The following is a 22,167-nucleotide window of genomic DNA, read 5'->3' as shown; positions in this document are numbered from 1 at the left end:
ACATATCTATGATTAAAAATAACAACCATTTAGTATAAAACTTAAAAAATAAAACTTATGAACACAGAAATCATAACAGAGGGCTTGTCCTTAAATAAAGCTAAAAAGGCATTGATTATGATTCATGGACGTGGTGCAGACGCCCATGATATCATCGCCGTCGCAAGATATCTAAAGGTCGATGATTTTGCATTAGTTGCACCTCAGGCTGAAAACAGAACCTGGTATCCGCATTCTTTTTTAGTACCGATTCAACAGAATGAACCTTTCTTTTCAAAATCATTAGATGCTATTCAAAATGTTGTTGTGGCAATTCAGCAAAACGGGATCAAAAAAGAGAATATCTATTTTCTTGGATTTTCACAGGGAGCTTGTCTTGCTTTGGAATTTACAGCACGAAATGCTACAAAATATGGCGGTATTGTAGCTTTTACTGGCGGACTTATTGGTGATAAGGTTTATGAAAATCATTATAGTGGTAATTTCGAAAACACACCTGTTTTCATCGGTACAAGTGATCCTGATTTTCATGTTCCTGTTGAAAGAGTAAATGAAACAGAAGCACTTCTTCAAAAAATGGGTGCATCAGTGACTAAAAAGATTTACGAAAATATGGGACATACCATAAGTCAGGACGAGGTAGATTTGGTCAACGAACTTATTTTTTCAAAAAAATGATACAGATAACACGAATATACAGCGATAAAAATGGCGAAAGCCACTTTGAAGACTTCCAGGTTCCTTTGACGAACAATGGTGATATCGGATTTTTATCTGATGATGAACCTGTGAAATCAATCGTTTTCAGAGAAGTTAATCCTTCTTACGATTACGATTTTCATAATGCACCAGACCGCCAGTATATTGTTTTACTCGAAGGTGGTGTAGAAATCGAAACTTCGTTAGGAGAAAAAAGAAGATTTGAAACAGGATCGATTCTATTGGTAGAAGATACCACAGGTAAAGGACACAAAACAAAAAACATTGAATCAAAACTTCGAAAATCAATATTTATAAAAACTGGTTTGGTTTAAACTCATACAAATTCTATGCTGCCACTGGGTCCTATGTAAATGAATTACTACAGCAGCGCAAAAATGTTAAAACCAAACTTAGAACTCAATTAAAGACCACACAATGAACACCTTATACGTTTTTGTAAAGAAAAAGAGGCATAAAACTAAAATCTTTAAATATTATAATTTTTAGTCAGGATTTGAAACTTGTAACATTACAATTTTGCGCAATTTTGAAAAATCAAATCTACAGACACATAAGCTATATTACTAAATATACGTAAATTAAGATGAAACCCGTATTAACCACTTTAAGTAAAATTACTGAATGTCTGGCTTTTATGAATCTACCAATCTCCACTTACAATAGTGAAGATTTTAGTTTTATAAAACTACATGAAATAGGAATAAAATTACCTTTCCAGTCACCAACATTCCGACCTGACTTTTTTAATTTGTTCGTAATAATCGACGGATGTGGGAGTTATGCTATTGGGAATAAAGAATTTGATTTTAGTTCCAACCAAATTATAATTTCCCGTCCAGAATCATTTTCATCCAGTTATTGGACAAAAATTAAAAAAGTTTACGCAATCAGTTTTCGAAAAAGTTTTCTCCAACAATATTTCCCTGCTGGTATTGATACTGTTCTGGAGTTAGGAGGAGAAAATGGATATTCCTGTGATCTTACTGAGAAAAGTTGGAAATATTTTGAGCAGACTTCCCAGGAGATTTACGATTTATCGATTTCAACAATGGCATATAAGGATGAACTTATAGCAAATCTTATTCTTAATCTTCTATTTTTAATGCAATTACATCACAATGGCGATTCAAATTTGAAACTGGAAAGTGAAAAACAGGCCACTATTGTGAGCGCTTTTCGTCAAAATATGGAAAATAATTTTAGCAGGCTTATTCGTGGTGAGGACACTTCACTAATGCGAACGAAAGAACATTCCAGATTATTGAATGTTAACGAAAATTATTTTTCAAAAGTAATAAGTAATTGTACAGGAAAAACGATCAATGAATGGATTAATGAGAAGCTTATTGATGAAATTAAATACCTGCTGAAACATTCAGATAAATCAATGAAAGAGATCGCCGCATTATTTGCTTTTAACGATCTAAATTATTTCTGTAGCTATTTTAAAACGCAAACTTTAAATGCACCTAACGCTTTGAGAAAAGAGTTTAACAACGCTGACAAAAATCAGAATTATGTGTAATCCTCAATTTTCAAATCGTCAAACTTTAAGTAAATAATAAAGGAAATAGGACTTATAAATATTTGGAAATGGATAACAGTAAAAAAATTAAATTCACAGATTTCTTTGATACCGTCAAAATAATGGGTCAGGATTTGTCTTACGTCGATTTAGATCGCGTCGATATGTCTCATGGACATTTGGGAGATGCTGACTTCTCCTTTGTCAACTCCAAAATACTTCATCCCGACGACCAGCTTCCTTTTGTAACACCTCCCTTTTTTACTACATTTTTCTCAATAGGTTTTGTTCTGGACGCTTACGGCAAAATTATAGTCGATAAGCTACCGTTCAACATTAAACCTGGAATGTTATTTGTCAATAAACCCGGCGAGCTTCAGCAGTTAACATGGGATGTTATGAATGAGTCTTACGGAATACTTTTTTCTGAGAATTTTATCTCCAAATATGCAGGTATTTCTATTTATAAAACATTTCCGTTTTTGCTTTTTGAAAGACAAATTCCATTAAAAACCACAGAAGAATTTCAAAAAGAGCTGAAAAAAATTCTTTTGCTTATTGTTGATGAACTTATAAATGATTCGCCCTTAAAAAACCAAATTTGCGCGAACTTATTGACCCGATTTTTGCTAAAAATAAAACAGGAATATTGGGAAGGTTATGTGATTAATAATCCAGAAACAAAACATCCGGATATCGTGAATGATTTTTTCCAGAATCTTGAATTCCATTATGACCAATTGCTAAAAGGTAAAGTGCAAAGAACGTTGTACATAAAAGATTATGCAGAAATGCAGCAACTACATGAAAATTATCTCTCAAGTATTTTAAAGGCTAAAACCGGAAAAACAGGCGGACAACTGATAGCGGAAAAAACTCTGACTGCGGCAAAAATTCTTATTGAAGATCCCAGATTATCATTAAAAGAGATTGCTTACATGCTGGGATTCACTTATTTGTCTTATTTTAGTATCTTTTTTAAAAAACATATAGGGTTATCGCCAGTTAATTATCGCAAAAAAAATCTTCAATTGTAGAATTATTTGAAAATGAAAGAGCGCCGAAGAATTCAATTCAGTGATTTTCTTGAATCTGTAAATCTAATAGATAGTGATCTCTCGCATGGACTGATTGGAGATGATGAGCTTTGTTTTGTCGACTCAAAAATATTGCACCCCGAACATACTCTTCCATGGTCTACTCCACTTTTTTACACTGAATTTTTTTCAATTGGATTTGTAGTGGAGGCGCAGGGAACAATTATTGTTGATAAGGATCCACATAGTATTAAACCAAAAATGTTGTTTATAAATAAACCACATGAACTTCAGCAATTGACCTGGGAGAGTGTAACTGAATCTTACGGCCTATGGTTTACCGAAAGTTTTATCAATAAATATGCAGGAATTTCTATTTATGAAACGTTTCCATTTTTATTATTTGAAAGACATCTTCCGTTAAATATTTCAGAAGAATTTCAACAGGAATTAAAAAAAACAATTTTTCAGATTGTTAAGGAACTTCAGAGAGATTGCCCTTTGCAAAAGAAAATATGTGCTAATTTACTTGCCAGATTCCTGCTTAAAATTAAAAAAGAATACTGGGAAGGATACAAACTTCAAACGCCGCTAAATCGAAATCCCAACATTATACAGGATTTTATGCAAAATCTGGAACATCATTATGATCAAGTACTAAAAGGAAAGATCAACATCGTAATGACTATAAAAGATTATGCCGAAATGCAACAGCTTCATAAAAATTATCTTTCAAGTGTTCTAAAGGAAAAAACAGGAAAAACAGGCAGCCAGATGATCATTGAAAAAACATTAAGTGTTGCAAAAAGCCTAATGAAAGATTCCCGTCTTTCTATAAAAGAAATTGCTTACATCTTAGGTTTTTCCTATCTGACTTATTTTAATATTTTCTTTAAGAAACATACCGGTCAATCACCGGGAAATTACCGCAAAAAATATATGGATTAAAGTAAGATGATAAAAAAATAAAGAGCCTACCAGGTCGCTCTTATGTTTACAACATCTCCACGATACACATGAGCGCGATCAATGTCAGACGCATTAAAATCTTTTCGTACTGAACTTGGCGTATTTTTGGTATTCTTTTTAAAAAATTTATAAAAATATTTAGGGTCACTAAAAGCAAACATTTCTGAAATTTCAGGAATTGGCTTATTTGTATTTTTTAGCAAATAGTTGATTTCATCAATTAGCCTGTCATTAATCCACTGGTTAATAGTTTTACCAGAGGCCTTACTAATTACTTTAGAAAAATACGTTTCCGTCAGATTTAAAAGTTTTGCATGTTCTTTTGTACGCAGTAATGTCGTTGTTTCACCTGAAATTAACAGGTTAAAATTCTGATCTATGTTTTTGAGGAATGACGTAACAAATACGGCATTTTTTTCGTCCTGAATGTCTACTATTTTTGTATTCTGATGTTGTTGAATAAGTAATAGGATATTTATAAGAAGATTTGAGATGATCTCATATTTACAATTTGAAACAGAAATGGCTTCGCTATAGATTTCGGTACAAATTTCTTCAAATTGACTAAAATCACTTTTAATTAAATAATAATTAAGTGCATTTGCATTGCTTTTGAATGGAAGATCGCCAATACCGTCGGGAAAGTATTTCTCGAAAAAAACTCGAGTAAATGAAATGCTATATCCAACTGGCGATTCTGTCCAGCCACTTGAAAAATAGAGATCTGGCTGTTTCATAAATAAATGTTGAGGACCAAGTTCGTAAATATGATCACCAACAACAAAAGTGCCTTTGCCACCTTGTATTATAGTTAAAGTATAATAATCAGGTCTATAGATTGGGGTTAGATAAGGCATTTTCAGTCCCATATCGTGTAATTTTATTATGGCAAAATCATCGTTGTCAATATAAGAAAAGACAGGCAGATTCATAAAGGCCAATATATCTCTAAACTTTTTTAAAGAGGTTAACTCTGGTTTCATTTCAGATAAGCTTAAATTCTAATTACCACATTGATTTGTCAATCAAATTTTGCGAAATAAAAACAATTGTTGTACTTAGATATAGATCCAGTTCAGAATGCTGTTTCAATAATATATCAAATATTCAAAGCTTTTATATATTGATTATTAAATATCTATTCAGCCTGCAGCTTACCAATTCGTCCTTATCTTTACAACCTCACCGCGATACACATGAGTGCGATCAGAATCCGAAGCGTTAAAATCATTTCTTACTGCACTTGGAGTAGTTTTAGTATTCCTTTTAAAAAATGTGTAAAAATAGCCAAGATCAGTAAAAGCAAACAGTTGTGCAATTTCAGGAATTGGTCTATGCGTATTTTTCAGTAAATAGCTGATTTCGTCAATAAGTCTGTCATTTATCCATTGATTGATTGTTCTGCCTGAAGTTTTACTAATTACTTTAGAGAGAAAAGTTTCATTAACATTTAACAATTTAGAATGTTCTTTTGTACGAAGAACGGTTGCACTCTCACCAGACAAAAGCATGTTGAAATTCTGATCAACATTTTTAAAAAACGATGCCAGGATTAGGGCATTTTTTTCATTCTGAATCTCTAATTTAATCTTATTTTGATGTTGTTGGACTAGTAACAAAAAATGAATAAGAAGATTTGCAATCATTTCATATCTATTTTTTGAAGAAGAAATGGCTTCATTGTACATTTCAGCGCAAATGTCATCAAATGGTTTATAATCATCATCGCTAAGTCCGTAATTAAATGCGTTTGTTATGTCCTTTACAGGAATTTCATCTAGTCCATCAGGAAAGTATTTAGTTAGAAATTCTTCCGTAAATGAAATGTTATATCCAACCGGTGATTCTGTCCAGCCACTGGATAAATAACTATCAGGATATTTCATAAACACATGCTGTGGACCAAGTTCAAATACATGATCACCTGCCATAAAAGTACCTTTTCCTTCACTTACAATTATTAAAGTATAAAAATCCGGTCTGAAGGTGGGTGTAATATAGGGCATCTTTAATCCCATTTCATGAATTTTTATAATAGCAAAATCGTCGTTATCAATATAAGAGAAGACGGGTAAGTTCATATATGCAATCATATCTCTGAACTTTCTTAAAGTGGTTATCTCCGGTTTCATATTTTTACTTACTTGATTCACGATAGCTAAAATTAACTTGGAGAGTAAATTTAGTGAAATTAAAAAAAAAAAAGGCTTAATAAGCTACTTTATTTAGTAGCTACTATTAGGTTAGTAAATTTAATTTAAATTAGTAAGGGACCATAAATTATAGTACTGTAATTTAACCTGAACTTTGTACAGAGCCATGTGGAATTGCCCGCTAATTTGCCACAAAAACCTAAGGCAGTTTTTAAAGATATTTCACTCCTCTAAGTTTTGTGGCAGAATCGTGGCACGTAGTGTTTTTGAATAATAGAAATCTAGCAAAATCAACAGCTAAGAAGTTTAGGTTCGAAACTTTTAGAACCCTTATTTATCTAGCTCGCCTGTATTTTCTGCCGAGCATCACCATCCTAAACTTTACAGTGTCATAGATCAAACCTGATAGTAAAACCCCAACCCCTATAAATAGAACGTGCAATCCGATATTGGAATAAAAAATGCCCCCGGTAATACCTCCGGTAAAAAAAAAGCCGATAATAGTTGCTCGCAGTTTTATAGAAACAAACAGTTTTTTTCTAAAAATGGATTCCCGATAAAAAAACAACTGCGACAATTCAATTCCAAGATCCGTAAAAAGCCCCGTAAGATGAGTCGTTCTCACCGTAGCATTTGAAATTCTTGTTACCAGCGAATTTTGCAGCCCCATGGCAAAAAGCAGACAATAGGCTATAAAATCTGGGTTTTCTAATATCAATTTTTCTCCAAAAAACCCCATTAATAAAAGAATAAGACTCTCAATAGCTGTTGGAATGACATAAACATATTTTTCGCTTCTTCTCAAAAGAAATTCTACCAGCAAACTTGAAAAAAAAGACCCAAGAAAAAAGAAAAAAATGTATAAAAAATAAACAAACCCCTGTTTAAAGTTAAGTTTAAAAACTTCATCTACAAAAAAAGCAAAATGCCCCGTTACGTTTGTCGTTAGCCTGGCAACGGCTAAAAAACCTGCTACATTTACCATCCCAGCAACAAACGATAAAAGTGAAGCAATTTTTAGATTATGTTTTAAGTTTCTTTTTTTTCCCTGGTGTTTGAACATGCTAAATAATCCTTTTTTAAGTTTGTATAATCTTTAACTACCAAAGCATTATATTCTTAAAATCTTTCTTTTATGAATTATGTACCCTTTCTTTTGATCTTTTAACTGTTTTTCTAGCAAACAAAGTCCTACCGGGACTTCAAATAAAATTTGACTTTTTGCAAGTCAGATCATCTAATTTTTAAAGTATTTTTATCAATAAAAATTGGCTATATGGATTAATTGCTGAAAATTTATTAGTTGTATTTTACGTCCCTCCATCCAAATAAGATTTTCATTCTTAAAATCATGAAGCACCCTTGCCAGAGTTTCATTTACAGTACCCACCATCTTGGCCAAATCTCCCCTGGAAAGCGTAATAAAAATATCTCTTTGGTCATCACTTGTTTTATATTTATCGTGCAAGATTAACAAACTAAGGGCTACACGCTCTCGTACAGTGCGCTGCGATAAGACAGCCATCAAGTTTGCCACTACACTAAACTCATGGCTGAGACATTTTAAAAGCAAACGTGAAAATACTACCGAATTATTAAGGACATTAAAAAAGTCCTCTTTTGCAATAAATGAAATAACTGAGTTTTCAATAACCACGGCGGTATCGCCATATGCTTCCTCACTTAGTACAGCGGTATACCCAAAAAACTCTCCGGAATTGTAGATATAAATGATTTGTTCCCTTCCATCATTATCAACCTTATATTTTTTGACTTTACCGTTTTGAATATAAAAAATACCTGTAGGCAAGGTCCCTTCGGTAAATACAGTCTGGTTTTTAACATATTTTTTACTTTGCATTACCCTTTCAAGCAGATCCTTATCACACTGAGGTAACTCGTTTAAAATATACTGATTATTGAAGATAAATTTTGAAATCATAGCTAATTCCAAAGTTACAATATTTTTTCCATGTCTTTTTAAAACTTGATTTAAATCAAGTTTTATATACCGCTATAGTCGTCTAATTTGATTTCAAATCTCTCTATGTTTGTACCACTTAAAATAAAATTTTACCAAAATGAGAATCATAAAACATATAGAACAACTCAAGAGTATTGGAATTAATGCCTCTAAAAAAATCCATTGGAATTTATCTGAACTTATATTAGTCACGCAAACGGTAAACAGACAGCAGGGAGTTTTAACCAGTTCAGGTGCATTAGCCTGCGACACAGGTGAATTTACAGGGCGTTCCCCTAAAGATAAATATATTGTAAAAGATGAAAAAACAGCAGATTCTGTTTGGTGGGGAGATATAAACCATCCTTTCGCTCCCGAGGATTTTGATAATCTCTACAATCGTGTCACAGATTTTCTTTCCAGTGAAGAGCTATATGTAAAGGATGTATATGCCTGTGCAAAGAAAGAATATCAATTAAAAGCCAGAGTAATTACTCAAACCCCATGGCAGAGCTTATTTGCCCATAATCTTTTTTTAAGACCATCCGAAAAAGAACTGGAAAGTTTTGAGCATGAATGGTTAATACTTGCTGCACCTGAATTTAAAGCTGATCCTATAATCGATAAAACACGTCAGCATAATTTTACAATAATTAACTTTACTAAAAAAATAATCCTTATCGGGGGCAGTGCTTATACAGGAGAAATAAAAAAGGGAATTTTTACAGTCCTAAATTATATACTTCCTCACCAAAAAAAGGTACTTTCCATGCACTGTTCTGCCAATATTGGCAAGCAAGGAGATACCGCCGTATTTTTTGGTTTGTCAGGAACGGGAAAAACTACACTCTCAGCTGATCCGTCCCGTGGCTTAATTGGTGATGATGAGCATGGCTGGGATCATGAAAATGTATTTAATTTTGAAGGTGGGTGTTATGCTAAATGCGTGAACCTTAGTCAGGAAAAAGAACCTCAAATCTTTTCTGCAGTACGATTTGGAACACTTCTTGAAAACGTAAGATTCTTAGAAGCAACCGATATTGTTGACTATGATAATGTATCAGTAACTGAAAATACCAGAGCCGCTTATCCAATTGATTTTATTGATAACGCCGTAAATCCTTCCATTGGTGGCATCCCAAAAAATATTTTTTTCCTGACCTGTGATGCCTTTGGGGTTTTACCTCCTATTTCCAAGCTTACCGTTGGCCAGGCCATGTATCATTTTATCTCAGGATATACAGCAAAAGTGGCTGGCACTGAAGCTGGGATAACCGAACCCCAAACCACTTTTTCGGCATGCTTTGGCAAACCCTTTTTACCGCTGCATCCGGCAAAATATGCAGAATTACTAGGAAGCAAATTAAAAGAAAACAATGTTAATGTCTGGCTGATCAATACTGGCTGGTCTGGCGGAGCATATGGGACTGGAGAGCGTATAAAACTTTCTTACACCAGGGCAATGATTACGGCAGTATTGGAAAAAAAACTCGAGAAAACAGATTTTGCAGAGCATGCTGTATTTGGATTACAAATGCCTGTTTCCTGCCCCGGTGTTCCTCCTGAGATTTTAAATCCGAAAAATACCTGGAATGATAAAACAGCATATGATACAATGGCACAGCATCTTGCAGATCAGTTTGTAGCGAATTTTAAAACTTTTGAAGATTTTGCCAATGAAGAAATTCGCAACGGAGCACCTATTATCCTTCAATATAATTTATAAACAAGCTGAAATTGAATAGTATCATCGTCACTAAAGCCATACTGCAGTGTCCAGAATGTGGCTCTAAATATACAGAGAGGATACCGCTCAAAGGTAAAATATTAAGCAGCAGATGTGTGTTCTGCAGTGCAGTTTTTGAAATAACCCAGCCAGAGCAATGCTGCATCTATTGCGCGTATGGCAATGTGCCGTGTCCGGAAAAACAAAACGAAATTAAAAAACAATAAAAAATGGAAATACCTAAAAACCTTTTATACACACAAGACCACGAATGGGTAAAAATCGAAAATGATACAGCCTATATTGGAATTACTGATTTTGCACAGCATGAATTAGGGGATATTGTATATGCTGAAATCGAAACCCTTGGAGAAAAATTAAGCCAGCATGAGGTATTTGGTACAGTAGAAGCCGTAAAAACAGTCTCTGACCTTTTCCTTCCGCTTACAGGGGAAATTCTGGAATTGAATCCTAAATTAGAAACAAATCCTGAATTGGTCAATTCCGACCCTTATGGTGAGGGTTGGATGATTAAAATAAAAATTGAAAACAATACAGAGATTGAAGCACTTTTGAAATCTGATGCATATGCATCATTAATAGGTTTATGATATGGAAACTCAAGACGCAAATATCAAAAAAACAGCATTAAATGCAGTTCATCATGACCTTGGCGGAAAAATGACCCCATTTGCCGGTTATGAAATGCCAGTCCAATACGCAGGTGTAAACCATGAACATGAAACTGTTAGAAATGCTGTAGGTATTTTTGATGTTTCCCATATGGGAGAGATTCTGGTACAGGGGAAAGATGCCTTGGCACTCATTCAGAAGATAAGCTCAAACGATGCCGCAACGCTTTTCCCGGGAAAGGTACAATACAGCTGTATGCCAAACCATACAGGGGGGATTGTTGATGATTTACTGATTTATATGATCAGTAAAGATGATTATTTACTGGTGGTAAATGCTTCTAATATCCAAAAAGACTGGGATTGGATAAGTGCTATAGCTCTGGATTATTTAAATGTTACCTTAACCAATATTTCCGACACAATTTCATTATTGGCTGTTCAGGGGCCAATGGCTGCAAAATCCCTGCAGAAATTGACAAGCATCAATTTGACCGATATGAAATATTACACTTTTGAAATAGGGGAATTTGCAGTTATTCCAAATACCATCATATCTGCAACGGGATATACCGGGGCTGGCGGATTTGAAATATATGTACAGAACAAGTATGCAAAGCTATTATGGGATGCTATTTTCGAAGCAGGAAAAGAGTTTAACATTGAGCCTATTGGTCTAGCGGCCAGAGACACACTTCGATTGGAAATGGGTTACTGCTTGTACGGCAGCGATATCAATGACACGACTTCGCCATTAGAAGCCGGTTTGGGCTGGATTACAAAATTTACTAAAAAATTTGTTCAGAGTGATCTTCTCAAAATTCAAAAAGAGAATGGGGTAACAAGGAAATTAGTTGGATTTGAAATGATTGATAAAGGTATTCCCCGTCATGATTATGAAATCTGGGATGAAAACCAGCAAATTATAGGTATTGTTACCTCAGGTACTATGTCACCTACTTTAAAAAAGGCCATAGGAATGGGATACGTTCCTCTTGAAAAATCAAATCCTGGAAGTGAATTTTTTATCAATATCAGAAACAAACCTATTAAGGCAACTGTTGTTCAGACTCCTTTTGTTCAAATCTAAATCTTCGAGATATGTTTATTCCCAGAGCACTATATTATACTAAAAATCACTTGTGGTTAAGACAGATTGGATTATATGATTATTTTGTAGGTATCACTGATTTTGCCCAGAAAGAAATAGGTGAAATCAGTTTAATTGAACTGGAATTAAACGGCCAGCACATCAAAAAAGAAATACTTTGGGGAAACATCTACGGCCTTAATCAAACTTTTTCTCTCCTTGCCCCTTTTGATTGCAAGGTTATGGCCACGAACATCATTTTAGATACCAACCCTTCAAGTATCAATCGAGATCCATACAATCATTGGTTATTAAGGGTTGCAACAGTTACCAGTACTTATGGATTATTAACCAATGAAGAATATACAGCACTTATTCCATGATATTTAAATTCCTTAAATTAAATATAACGGTTGAGGATAATGACTTCAATGAGCTATATCCCACCAAGATAAAAAGACTCGCAGCCCGCCATTGGACTCCTGTTGCAGTAGCCAAATTTGCATCTGAGTTTTTAGTTGATAAGCCTCACAAAAAAGTATTAGATATCGGTTCCGGGGTGGGTAAATTTTGCCTGGTAGGGGCAGCCTCTACTAAAGGTATATTTTATGGTGTCGAGCAAAGGGAATCACTTATTAAGTTATCAAAAAAAATTGCTGACAAGTACGATGTAACGAATGTAGAATTTATTCATTCCAATATCAATAAAATTAATTTCTCTGACTATGAGGCCTTCTATTTTTATAATTCTTTTTATGAAAATATTGATTCTTCATGTTCAATTGATAAAACAATAGCCCCTGAGAGAGAATTATTTTATTCCTATTCCAAATATGTAAAAGAACAGCTTGAGAAAACACCAATCGGCACCCGGTTAGTTACCTATTGGAGTAATTGGGAAGAAATACCAGATAGTTTCAAACTGGAATACGCAGCTTGTGGAGGTGTGTTGGTTTTTTGGCAGAAAACATCTTAAAGAATAACGAAATAAATCTATCAATATTAAAAAGCAGAGCAATACTGCTGTAAAAGTCTAAATCCTTTTGCAAAACATTTTACTTAATATAATTACCCTTTAGATTACTAAAAAACAAAAGCTGCAAGACAACAAGATTTTTTAAAAATAAAAATATAACAATTCAATCTGAAAAATATATGACTATAATGGATAAAATAAGCACGCGTCTCGGCCCATTAGGCGATCATGCTCATTATGCACATGGATATTATGCCTACCCGAGATTGGAAGGAGAGATTAGCAATACAATGCTTTTTAATGGTGAGAAAAAATTGGTATGGAGCCTGAACAACTATTTGGGATTAGCCAATCATCCTGAAGTCAGGGAAGCCGATAATGAAGGCACTAGACGATATGGACTTGCTTATCCAATGGGAGCCCGAATGATGAGCGGAAATACTAAACTCCATGAAGAGTTTGAAGAGAAAATAGCAGACTATGTTCAAAAAGAAGATGCTTTTTTACTAAACTACGGTTATCAGGGAATGGTATCTATCATTGACAGCCTGGCAGATCGAAAAGATGTTATCGTTTATGATGCAGAATCGCATGCCTGCATCATAGATGGAATGCGATTGCATCTGGGTAAACGCTTTGTTTTCAAGCACAATGATATTGAAGATTGTGAAAAACAGCTACAGCGTGCTAAAAAGATAGTGGAAGAAACTAAAGGCGCAATCCTGGTCATAACAGAAGGTGTTTTTGGTATGCGCGGTGATCAGGGTAAATTAAAAGAAATTGTAGCCCTTAAAGAGAAATATAATTTTTCACTCCTGGTTGATGATGCTCACGGGATTGGCTGTATGGGCAAAACCGGTGCAGGAACCGGTGAAGAACAAGGGATTCAAGGTGGTATTGATTTTTATTTTGGAACATTCGCAAAATCTTTTGCAGGAATTGGCGCTTTTGTTGCCAGTACTAAAAAGGCAATATTATTTCTAAAATATAATATGCGCTCACAAATATTTGCAAAAGCATTGCCAATGCCAATGGTTTTTGGAGCTTTAAAACGATTGGAATTAATGCGCACCAGACCTGAACTCAGGGAAAAGCTTTGGGAGATTACCCACAGCCTGCAAAATGGCCTTACCGATGCAGGTTTTGATATCGGCAATACCGATTCTCCAGTTACCCCTGTTTACCTCAATGGTACCCTGGGTGAAGCAACCGCTTTGGTCAGTGACCTGCGCGAAAACCACCAGGTTTTCTGTTCCGTAGTAGTATATCCTGTTGTACCAAAGGGAATGATTATACTGCGATTGATCCCCACTGCAGTGCACACCTTGGAAGATGTTCAAAGAACCATAACTGTGTTTAAAGAAATCAGGTCTAGTCTGAATTCGGGACAGTACAAAAAAGAAGAAGAACAAGAAGAGGCGACAGTTTAAATCTTAAGATATGAAAACAGATCAATTTATAACGCGCCACAGCGGTGTTAACAAAAAAGACTCAAAAGAAATGCTGGATATTATAGGCGTTTCTTCACTCGAAGCATTAATTGACAAAATAGTTCCATCTGACATTCGTTTAGCAAGACCATTGAACATTGCAGGCGGATTATCTGAATACGAATACCAAAAGCATTTAAGAAGTATTGCAGGTAAAAATAAATTATTTCAATCCTATATTGGCTTAGGCTATTACAATACAATTCTGCCCCCTGTAATGTACAACGATTAACAAAGTATGTGCCTTTGGAATGAAAGCAATTTCAATAGCCACACAAAGTATCCTCTGTGGTGATGCCGATGTGGTAGTTGTCGGCGGTATGAAGAACATGAGCCAGGTTCCTTTTTATTCCACGGATACCCGCTGGGGAAATAAATATGGAAACGCGGTTATGACCAATGGTATTGCCAAAGATGGCTTAACCGATGTTTATCACAATTACCTTATGGGTAATGCTTCCGATTTATGCGCCAAAGAATACAATATCTCAAGAGAAGAACAGGATGCCTTTGCCATTGAATCTTACAAACGATCTCAAATAGCATGGGAAAATAGAAAATTCGACGATGAGATCGTACCAGTAGAAATACCACAGCACAAAGGTGGCTCAATTATTTTTAAGGAAGACCAAGAATATAAAAATGTTAAATTTGATAAAATAGCAGGTCTAAAACCTGCGTTTTCACAAACAGGAACCGCCACCGCAGCTAATTCCTCTACAATGAACAATGGCGTTGCGGCGCTTTTATTGATCAGTAAAGAAAAAGCTGTACAATTGAATATTAAACCAATTGCAATTATCCGCTCCTATGCCGACGCCGAACAGGCACCAGAATGGTTCACTACCTCCCCCGCCTTGTCCATAACTAAGGCCCTGCATAAAGCAGGACTCAAAATAGAGGATATTGATTATTTTGAATTAAACGAAACTTTTTCCACAGTTCGATTAGTGAACACTCAAAAACTAAAATTGGATCCTAAAAAAGTAAATGCAAATGGAGGTGCTGTTTCTTTAGGGCATCCATTAGGCTGTTCAGGTGCACGTATAGTAGTTAACTCATAAATGTACTTAAACAGAACAATGGTAAATATGGTATAGCAAGTATCTGCAATGGAGGCGGCGGTGCAAGTGCTATAGTTCTAGAACTTGCCAATGACTAATATCAATAGTACACTATCATAAATTCAAAAAACTAAAGAATATCCCCCAATGTTCTGATGACTAATTTTTAAAAGGGAAGAGTAATTAAAGACTCTCCCTTTTCTAAGTTAGGTGTTTTTTTTAACTAATTCTCTTTTATAGCTGCTTTTGGATCATAGGAGATAAACATATTAATGTAAATATTTCTGGATAATCGTAGTAATACTGGAAATAAAATAATCAGTACTACAATAATTGCAATAAACGATGTTTTTATACTGGACTCAAAAATATGATATGAAATGATGAAAGTTGCAATTCCTACACCAACATTCAATCCATAACTTACATACATTGCGCCAAAAAAGAAAGAAGGCTCTATTTGATATCTTAGTCCGCAATGGCTGCATTTCTCGTGCATTTTTAAAACCGAACCTAAATGCAGTAGATTTTTATCCAAATACATATTCTCATTCTGACATTTAGGGCAACTCCCTGTTACAATACTATTTAATTTAGATCCTTTTTTCATCTAATGATAATCGATTTTAAGCTCAGGTGCATGAGCTGTAGTTTAATTTTAAAACTTATTTATATACTAAGCAAACCTGCAAGGCTTACCTCTTTAAAAGACGAAGGAACTTTAAGCAGAACCATAAAATCCTCCGTTTTAGTTTAACTGACCAATATTTACCTGACATAACTGTTTTATTGCTTTTGAGCGTCACTAACTCTGCCTGCCTATCCTTTTTAATAGGTTCTCTTAATCAAAAAGATGCTTTTATTTCTGAATAATCTTTTTGAACTCTTTCCCGTAATATATAATAGTTTACAATTTTTGAGTAAAATTATCCTTTTTTGTGCCCTCCAAAATATTTAAAAGTTAAATGAAGCAAAATTGCCCTGGATATTCGCATTATTGGGATTTGCAATAAAAAACATAAAATCAGGAAAATCGGCAGTATTACCTTTAAAGAAATTTCATAATTCTCATTTAAATATAACCCGAAAAATAGCAGAGGTACAAAAACAATCAGTACTATTGGGAAACCAATCCATAAGGCACTTGAATAAAATTCAGGTTCTATCCTAAAATCTTGATTACATTTTTTGCACCTTTCGGGCATTTTAAAAAATCCTCTCATGACAAACAGTCCCGGATTAGTAAATAAATTCCCGTTATGACATCTGGGACATTTAAGTTTAAATATATAATATAACTCTATTCTTAAATTCATTACATATTATTTATAATGGCCTGACCAAATTCAGAGCATTTAAGTAAAGTAGCCCCATCCATCAAACGTTCAAAATCATAAGTTACCGTCTTTTTATTAATTGCACCATTAATTCCTTTTACAATTAAATCAGCAGCATCCTGCCAGCCAAGATATTCCAGCATCATAACTCCTGAAAGAATTTCCGAAGAAGGATTCACTTTATCCTGATCTTTATATTTAGGAGCAGTTCCGTGTGTAGCTTCAAATATGGAAACCCCGGTTGTGTAATTAATGTTCGCTCCCGGAGCGATCCCTATTCCCCCAACTATAGCAGCCAAAGCATCAGAGATATAATCCCCGTTAAGATTTAGTGTAGCTATTACATCATACTGCTCGGGCCTTAAAATAATTTGCTGCAGAAAAGCATCGGCTATTACATCTTTTACAATTACTTGATGCCCATATTTTTCAATAACCTGCCAAGGTCCGCCCTCGTAATCTTTAGCTCCAAACTCATCTTTGGCCAATTGATACCCCCACTCCTTAAATTTACCTTCAGTGAATTTCATGATGTTCCCTTTATGTACTATAGTTACAGAGTTTTTCTTGTTTTCCACAGCATATTTAAGAGCTTCTCTAACAAGGCGTTCTGTACCTTCTTTTGAAACTGGTTTTATCCCTATTGAAGTAGTATCAGGGAATCGAATATCTTTAACCCCCATCTCATTGATTAAAAAATTCTTAACCTTCTCTAATTCTGGTGTACCAGCCATCCATTCTATACCAGCATAGATATCTTCAGTGTTTTCCCTGAAAATAATCATATCTACTTTTTCTGGTTCTTTTACCGGAGACGGAACTCCCTGGTACCATCTTACAGGTCTGACACAGGCATATAAATCAAGTTTTTGTCTCAAAGCAACATTAAGGGATCTCATTCCTCCCCCAACTGGTGTTGTAAGCGGTCCTTTTATAGCTACTAAATATTCTTTGATATCTTCAATTGTTTCATCTGGCAGCCAGCTTCCTGTTTTTTCAAAAGCTTTTTCCCCTGCATATATTTCTTTCCATTGAATCCTTCTGTCTCCACCATAAGCCTTCTCTACGGCTGCATCAAAAACTAGTTTTGAGGCTTTCCAAATGTCCGCTCCTATCCCATCTCCTTCAATGAAAGGAATTATAGGATGTGATGGGACATATAATCTTCCATTTTGAATGCTGATCTTATTTTCTGTCATAATTTTATTTACTTATATAGTTACTTTTTTAATCTATTTCCGTTTTTAGTTTTTCTTCTAGTAAAAAAAACAATTCTATCATAATTTCAATAAAATCAGCCTTTTTATATTTTCAACAAATATATAACATTTGTTATAAATAATACTATTATATGTTATTCTTATTTGTTACATTTGCCGTATGAAAGATTTTTTTGCCCAATTTGATTTTCAGAGCAACCTGCTTTTCCAAGGATTAACCCCTGAGGAAAACAAATCAGTATGCAGTGTTATGGAACCCCTTACCATCAAAAAAGGGAATACGCTTTTTTACGAACAGGGAATCCCTACCGGTATTTTCCAAATAAGAAAGGGTAAAGCCAAAAAATTTAAACGTGGCTTTAGCGGAGATGAGCAGATTTTTTACATCTATACTGATGGCGATGTACTGGGATACCATGCATTGCTGGGTGAAGAGCGATATCAGGACTCTTGTGAGGCATTAGAAGATTTAGAAGTAAACTTCATTGCTAAGGATGATTTTTTAAAATTATTAAAAGATATTCCTTCTCTGCAGCAAACTTTTATAAAAAACATTGGTCACGAGTTTGGCGTTCTTGCCAATACAATTGCTGTACTGGCACAAAAAAATCAAAATACCAGATTAGCAATATTTTTACTTCTTCTGGAAAACAGATTCAATCAAAATTCTGAAAAACCCAAGGGAATTGATCTAACCCGTGATGATTTGGCAAATATTATCGGCACATCACAGGAAAGTCTGGGAAGAAGCCTTAAACAATTTAAAGCAGACGGAATTATTGAAATTGACAAACGAAGGATTTACATAAAAAACAGATATCCTTTATTGGAATTTTTAGACCTCAAAGTAACCGATTTATAATAAGAAAAAGGCATTATTAAATCATAATGTTTCTCTCATTGGTTAAATCTGTACCTGTGGTTTCTTTTTTTGAGTTAAAAAAACCTAATGTATTAACAATGTGTAATGGTGCCTTTTCTTTCAGTTAACAGTTGATTTATTTTAAATATATACAAGCTACATTTTAATTTATGGAAGAAGTATTTATAGTAGCTGCTAAAAGAACTCCTATCGGAGGATTTCTTGGGAATCTGTCCGATTTTTCAGCTTCTCAGCTAGGGCAAATTGCTATTAATGGCGCTCTAAACGAAACAAGTTTAACTTCAAGAGATATTGACTCTGTCTATATGGGTAATTTATTTCCTGTCAATCTTGATGAGTCCTCTGCAGGACAAGCATCCGAATCCTCAGGGATTTCAAGTAAATTAAACTGCATAAAAATTGACAAAGTCTGTACTTCAGGAATGAAAGCTGTAATGCTGGGCATTGAACAGATTCAATCAGGAATAGAAAACATCGTGATTACAGGCAGTACAGAAAGCATGAGTAATGTATCCCCTTCCTCTTTGAAAAGAAATAAAAATAAGTCAGAACACACTAATCTTACTGACAAGCTGCTCAATGACCAGCATATTAATACCTACAATGATCAGATACTTCACTGATTTTTATTCCATTATTTGATACCAAAGACTGGAATCAGATTGTAATTTATATTCAGAAGTTTATTTATAACAGCAGTGCAGTAATAATAGTTTTAGATGTGGAAGGACAAATAATGGCAGATTACCAGCCATGGAAAAAATACATTCGATTGAACAGAGTACTCCCAATCAATTTACATTTAAGAAGAAACAAACAATTGAGAAAGATTTTTTGGTTCAGCAAAGCCTTATGCTGATAGACGCAGAAGGCTGGAGACATTTGGTTAATACAAAAAGTTCATGGTTATCTGATATTCCTTCAACATTGATTATTGCAGACGAAAAAAAATAAAAACTTCCAAAATAAATTCATCCCTATATAATAAATATTCCTAATTAATACAGGGATGAATTCTTTAATCAAATCTTAAACCTTTTCCATTTCTATATATTAATTCTAATATCATCTTATGAAAAAGTGCTGATGCAGAACAATTTTAATATACAAGGGTTTATAATCATTTATGTTATAGCAAACCTATAAACATATAATAATATTATTTCTTCACAAATTTAGTTAGAATTACTATTACCTGCCCGTCTATTTTTCCTTCAATTTGCTCATGATTGTCATGAACTAAACGAATATTTCGCACCGCTGTACCAACTTTTGCATTTAAAGATGAGCCTTTTACATCCAAATCTTTGATAAGAGTTACCGTATCGCCGTTTTGCAGGATATTACCATTGCTGTCTTTATGGAAATTAATAGATCCGTCACCAGTATGGTCTCCGGTTGCTTTTGCCCATTCCAGATTTTCATCCTCTAAATACATCATATCCAGCGCATCAGCAGCCCAGCTTTCATTACGAAAACGGTTAAGCAGACGCCATGAAACCACCTGTACGGCCGGTACTTCACTCCACATAGATGTAAATAGAAAATTTTTCCAGAAAACATCATCCAACTCCTCTTTCTTTTCAATTTGATTAAAGCATTTTTCATTGATTAAAATCCAGCTGTCGGCTCCTTTATTTTGAGCAGGCGGGACTTCATAAGCTATTAGATTTTCACTGCTGCCGCTTAATTCACATACATTTCCACTTCTCTTTTTTAGTAATTCTTCTAATTTCATTTTATTTATAAATAAAGTTTAAAGACTTCTCAGAACATATTCTAAATTCATATATTCTTCACCGTCCATATTTTAATTAATTTTATTCAGTAGGCTTATAGATTTCATGCTCCAATTTAAGCCGTTTTTCTCCAGAAGCTTAATACCCCGCTGTGCGAAATGGATTCTAAGCTGAAACTTTTTGGAACCTCTCTGCAATTGCTCCAGTAGGTAACCAGTTTTGTGCCAATGGGAGTTTTCTCCAGCTGGTCTTTAAGATAAGCTGTATATAGATTATATAGTTCCTCACTTGGATCAATTGATTTGTCAATACGGGCCGTCAGATCTATATTTTCCTGAAATGAATTGAAAAAATAGAAAGCGTCATAATCCAAAAAAGATATCTCCATAATATTTGAGTGTACGAATTCTACATTATCAATCTTATATTTTTTGGCAATTTTTCGCGATAATTTTATAAGCGATTCCCTTTGTTCCACCCCATAAAAAATTCCATCTGTTAAAGCGGCCCCCACAAGGCAGAATTTTCCAGCCCCCGAGCCTATATCCAATACTCTTTTATTGGGTTTGTCCACCAAAAAACCAGCTGCTTTTCTGGCTATTTTTACGGGGGTCCAATGGCGGGAGGCGAGCTTCTTTATCCTAATAGGGTACACTTGGTTAAACTCGTTATCATCAATAGATTTATTTTGCTTGAGATGTTCAAAAATCATTTTATAAATACTTTTGCATTTGCTGCAGTTGGCTTAATTTTCCTTGCTAAATGGAATAATTTAACAGGTGGTAAAAATATAGAGAGTCCCAATATATTTAACTGATTAATATCTTTCTAAAATTTGATTTAAATCAAGAATTCCGTTCAAAGGATTCTGATTTCAATTATAAATCAGGAACGACATAAGAGCTGCCTAAATTATGGCGCCAAAACGCAAAGCATCTTCTCAATCAAAATGAAGTAGGATCCTATAGTAGCCATTACTTTTTTCCTGCCCTGAATCTTTAAGATCTTTTTTGCTTTTTTTTCTGTTTTCGCTTATAAAAATCTTTATCCTTTATTAAGCCCACTGACATTCCCACACACCCTTCACCTTATATTTATATTGCACGCATTCTCCACATATGCATCTTGATTGGTTCTGTCGCATCTGTCGGAATCAAATATAAGAATTTAAGTAATTTAAAAGTTAGTCTGCTAATTTAGAGAATGATTTAAACATAGTTGTCCCATGTCCAATCATCTGATTCTTTCTCAGCATATGCACAACTTCAATTCCACTCAATGTTCGTCTTGCTGATTCAAAGCTTTTAAAGCCTAACCCGTTTTGTATCCTCCATTTTATAAATCGATGGTCCTGTTCTACAATATTGTTGAGATATTTACACTGCCGAATTTTAATCTTTGAGAACGAACGCTTGTTATAGACTTTGATCGCTGCGGTATTAGAACCGCTTTTATCAATGTTTATTACTCTTGGTATGCAGTTATTACTAATTGCTTTAATTAGAAAAGACTGAGCGCTCATTCTTTGTCTTCTTCTGGTCAAAAGAAAGTCTACTGTATTGCCTAGTTTATCTACTGCTCTATATAAATAACACCAAATACCTTTTACTTTGATATAGGTTTCATCCAATCTCCAACTT

The 22,167-nt window shown here is 34.3% G+C and carries 25 protein-coding genes and 2 pseudogenes; 17 read left to right on the top strand and 10 right to left on the bottom strand.

Going from position 1 to position 22,167, the window contains the following annotated elements; genetic code table 11:
- The first annotated feature begins 57 nt into the window (after nucleotides 1-57).
- The 5 genes from QLQ95_RS17655 (at nucleotide 58) to QLQ95_RS17635 (ending at nucleotide 4,233) form a co-directional block, all read left to right on the top strand.
- On the top strand, nucleotides 58-678 hold the full coding sequence (locus QLQ95_RS17655; protein WP_482500849.1) for an alpha/beta hydrolase: 621 nt from the start codon (nucleotides 58-60) through the stop codon (nucleotides 676-678).
- On the top strand, nucleotides 675-1,034 hold the full coding sequence (locus tag QLQ95_RS17650) for a cupin domain-containing protein (protein WP_482500848.1): 360 nt from the start codon (nucleotides 675-677) through the stop codon (nucleotides 1,032-1,034). Before QLQ95_RS17655 ends, QLQ95_RS17650 begins: the two co-directional genes overlap by 4 nt.
- Before the next feature lie 272 nt (nucleotides 1,035-1,306).
- A complete protein-coding gene (locus QLQ95_RS17645) occupies nucleotides 1,307-2,248 on the top strand; it encodes a helix-turn-helix domain-containing protein (RefSeq protein ID WP_482500847.1) in 942 nt (313 codons plus the stop codon).
- A 68-nt stretch (nucleotides 2,249-2,316) separates the two neighbouring features.
- A complete protein-coding gene (locus QLQ95_RS17640; protein ID WP_482500845.1) occupies nucleotides 2,317-3,285 on the top strand; it encodes a helix-turn-helix domain-containing protein in 969 nt (322 codons plus the stop codon).
- Nucleotides 3,286-3,297: 12 nt separating this feature from the next.
- The gene (locus tag QLQ95_RS17635) at nucleotides 3,298-4,233 is read left to right on the top strand and encodes a helix-turn-helix domain-containing protein (RefSeq protein ID WP_482500844.1); all 936 of its coding nucleotides are present in this window, start codon (nucleotides 3,298-3,300) and stop codon (nucleotides 4,231-4,233) included.
- A 26-nt stretch (nucleotides 4,234-4,259) separates the two neighbouring features.
- Here QLQ95_RS17635 and QLQ95_RS17630 read toward each other — a convergent pair whose 3' ends face one another.
- The 4 genes from QLQ95_RS17630 to QLQ95_RS17615 form a co-directional block, all read right to left on the bottom strand.
- On the bottom strand, nucleotides 4,260-5,237 hold the full coding sequence (locus QLQ95_RS17630; RefSeq protein WP_482500842.1) for an AraC family transcriptional regulator: 978 nt from the start codon (nucleotides 5,235-5,237) through the stop codon (nucleotides 4,260-4,262).
- 171 nt (nucleotides 5,238-5,408) lie between these two features.
- The gene (locus tag QLQ95_RS17625; protein ID WP_482500840.1) at nucleotides 5,409-6,407 is read right to left on the bottom strand and encodes an AraC family transcriptional regulator; all 999 of its coding nucleotides are present in this window, start codon (nucleotides 6,405-6,407) and stop codon (nucleotides 5,409-5,411) included.
- Nucleotides 6,408-6,741: 334 nt separating this feature from the next.
- A complete protein-coding gene (locus QLQ95_RS17620) occupies nucleotides 6,742-7,470 on the bottom strand; it encodes a YoaK family protein (protein ID WP_482500838.1) in 729 nt (242 codons plus the stop codon).
- Nucleotides 7,471-7,665: 195 nt separating this feature from the next.
- Nucleotides 7,666-8,361: a Crp/Fnr family transcriptional regulator gene (locus tag QLQ95_RS17615; RefSeq protein ID WP_482500837.1), complete on the bottom strand. Its 696-nt coding sequence runs from the start codon at nucleotides 8,359-8,361 to the stop codon at nucleotides 7,666-7,668.
- A 127-nt stretch (nucleotides 8,362-8,488) separates the two neighbouring features.
- Between QLQ95_RS17615 and pckA the strand changes: the two genes are divergently transcribed.
- The 9 genes and pseudogenes from pckA to QLQ95_RS17570 all read left to right on the top strand — a co-directional run.
- Nucleotides 8,489-10,096: a phosphoenolpyruvate carboxykinase (ATP) gene (gene pckA, locus QLQ95_RS17610; RefSeq protein WP_482500835.1), complete on the top strand. Its 1,608-nt coding sequence runs from the start codon at nucleotides 8,489-8,491 to the stop codon at nucleotides 10,094-10,096.
- An 11-nt stretch (nucleotides 10,097-10,107) separates the two neighbouring features.
- Complete coding sequence (locus QLQ95_RS17605; protein ID WP_073411039.1) at nucleotides 10,108-10,323, top strand: GDCCVxC domain-containing (seleno)protein; 216 nt, start codon at nucleotides 10,108-10,110, stop codon at nucleotides 10,321-10,323.
- 3 nt (nucleotides 10,324-10,326) lie between these two features.
- Nucleotides 10,327-10,707 (top strand): glycine cleavage system protein GcvH, encoded by a 381-nt coding sequence (gene gcvH, locus QLQ95_RS17600; RefSeq protein ID WP_482500833.1) that lies wholly within the window; start codon nucleotides 10,327-10,329, stop codon nucleotides 10,705-10,707.
- 1 nt (nucleotide 10,708) lies between these two features.
- A complete protein-coding gene (gcvT, locus tag QLQ95_RS17595; protein ID WP_482500831.1) occupies nucleotides 10,709-11,818 on the top strand; it encodes a glycine cleavage system aminomethyltransferase GcvT in 1,110 nt (369 codons plus the stop codon).
- 11 nt (nucleotides 11,819-11,829) lie between these two features.
- Entirely contained in the window at nucleotides 11,830-12,201 is a 372-nt protein-coding gene (locus QLQ95_RS17590; protein ID WP_056205520.1) for a glycine cleavage system protein H, read from the top strand.
- Complete coding sequence (locus tag QLQ95_RS17585) at nucleotides 12,198-12,794, top strand: methyltransferase domain-containing protein (RefSeq protein WP_482500830.1); 597 nt, start codon at nucleotides 12,198-12,200, stop codon at nucleotides 12,792-12,794. Before QLQ95_RS17590 ends, QLQ95_RS17585 begins: the two co-directional genes overlap by 4 nt.
- A gap of 179 nt (nucleotides 12,795-12,973) precedes the next feature.
- Nucleotides 12,974-14,224, top strand: a complete 1,251-nt coding sequence (locus QLQ95_RS17580; protein ID WP_482500828.1) for an aminotransferase class I/II-fold pyridoxal phosphate-dependent enzyme — start codon at nucleotides 12,974-12,976, stop codon at nucleotides 14,222-14,224.
- A gap of 10 nt (nucleotides 14,225-14,234) precedes the next feature.
- Entirely contained in the window at nucleotides 14,235-14,516 is a 282-nt protein-coding gene (locus QLQ95_RS17575; protein WP_482500827.1) for a hypothetical protein, read from the top strand.
- Nucleotides 14,506-15,446: pseudogene (locus QLQ95_RS17570) on the top strand (acetyl-CoA C-acyltransferase); the annotation flags it as partial. The gene QLQ95_RS17575 and the pseudogene QLQ95_RS17570, both read left to right, overlap by 11 nt.
- A gap of 125 nt (nucleotides 15,447-15,571) precedes the next feature.
- Here QLQ95_RS17570 and QLQ95_RS17565 read toward each other — a convergent pair.
- The 3 genes from QLQ95_RS17565 to icd form a co-directional block, all read right to left on the bottom strand.
- Nucleotides 15,572-15,958 (bottom strand): DUF983 domain-containing protein, encoded by a 387-nt coding sequence (locus QLQ95_RS17565; RefSeq protein WP_482500825.1) that lies wholly within the window; start codon nucleotides 15,956-15,958, stop codon nucleotides 15,572-15,574.
- 316 nt (nucleotides 15,959-16,274) lie between these two features.
- A complete protein-coding gene (locus QLQ95_RS17560; RefSeq protein ID WP_255357690.1) occupies nucleotides 16,275-16,571 on the bottom strand; it encodes a DUF983 domain-containing protein in 297 nt (98 codons plus the stop codon).
- A gap of 92 nt (nucleotides 16,572-16,663) precedes the next feature.
- Nucleotides 16,664-17,884: an NADP-dependent isocitrate dehydrogenase gene (gene icd / locus QLQ95_RS17555; protein ID WP_073411031.1), complete on the bottom strand. Its 1,221-nt coding sequence runs from the start codon at nucleotides 17,882-17,884 to the stop codon at nucleotides 16,664-16,666.
- Nucleotides 17,885-18,065: 181 nt separating this feature from the next.
- On the opposite strand from icd, the gene QLQ95_RS17550 reads away from it, so the two are divergent.
- From QLQ95_RS17550 to QLQ95_RS17540, 3 genes are all read left to right on the top strand, one after another.
- Entirely contained in the window at nucleotides 18,066-18,767 is a 702-nt protein-coding gene (locus QLQ95_RS17550; protein WP_073411030.1) for a Crp/Fnr family transcriptional regulator, read from the top strand.
- A 170-nt stretch (nucleotides 18,768-18,937) separates the two neighbouring features.
- Nucleotides 18,938-19,411 carry a thiolase family protein gene (locus tag QLQ95_RS17545; RefSeq protein ID WP_073411028.1) on the top strand — a complete coding sequence of 158 codons (474 nt, stop codon included), beginning with the start codon at nucleotides 18,938-18,940 and terminating at the stop codon, nucleotides 19,409-19,411.
- A 130-nt stretch (nucleotides 19,412-19,541) separates the two neighbouring features.
- Nucleotides 19,542-19,742 (top strand): hypothetical protein, encoded by a 201-nt coding sequence (locus tag QLQ95_RS17540; protein ID WP_073411026.1) that lies wholly within the window; start codon nucleotides 19,542-19,544, stop codon nucleotides 19,740-19,742.
- A 205-nt stretch (nucleotides 19,743-19,947) separates the two neighbouring features.
- Here the strand turns inward: QLQ95_RS17540 and QLQ95_RS17535 are convergent, their stop codons facing one another.
- From QLQ95_RS17535 to QLQ95_RS17525, 3 genes and pseudogenes are all read right to left on the bottom strand, one after another.
- Nucleotides 19,948-20,526, bottom strand: coding sequence for a PhnA domain-containing protein (locus QLQ95_RS17535; RefSeq protein WP_073411025.1), 579 nt, complete (start codon nucleotides 20,524-20,526; stop codon nucleotides 19,948-19,950).
- Nucleotides 20,527-20,642: 116 nt separating this feature from the next.
- Nucleotides 20,643-21,239, bottom strand: a complete 597-nt coding sequence (locus QLQ95_RS17530) for a class I SAM-dependent methyltransferase (protein ID WP_073411023.1) — start codon at nucleotides 21,237-21,239, stop codon at nucleotides 20,643-20,645.
- A 522-nt stretch (nucleotides 21,240-21,761) separates the two neighbouring features.
- Nucleotides 21,762-22,166, bottom strand: a pseudogene (locus tag QLQ95_RS17525) (IS6 family transposase); the annotation flags it as partial.
- Nucleotide 22,167 lies beyond the last annotated feature (1 nt).

This window comes from Flavobacterium sp. B330r, from assembly GCF_056824325.1.
The sequence above is the reverse complement of the archived record's forward strand: the minus strand, read 5'-3'. Positions and strand labels throughout refer to the sequence as shown.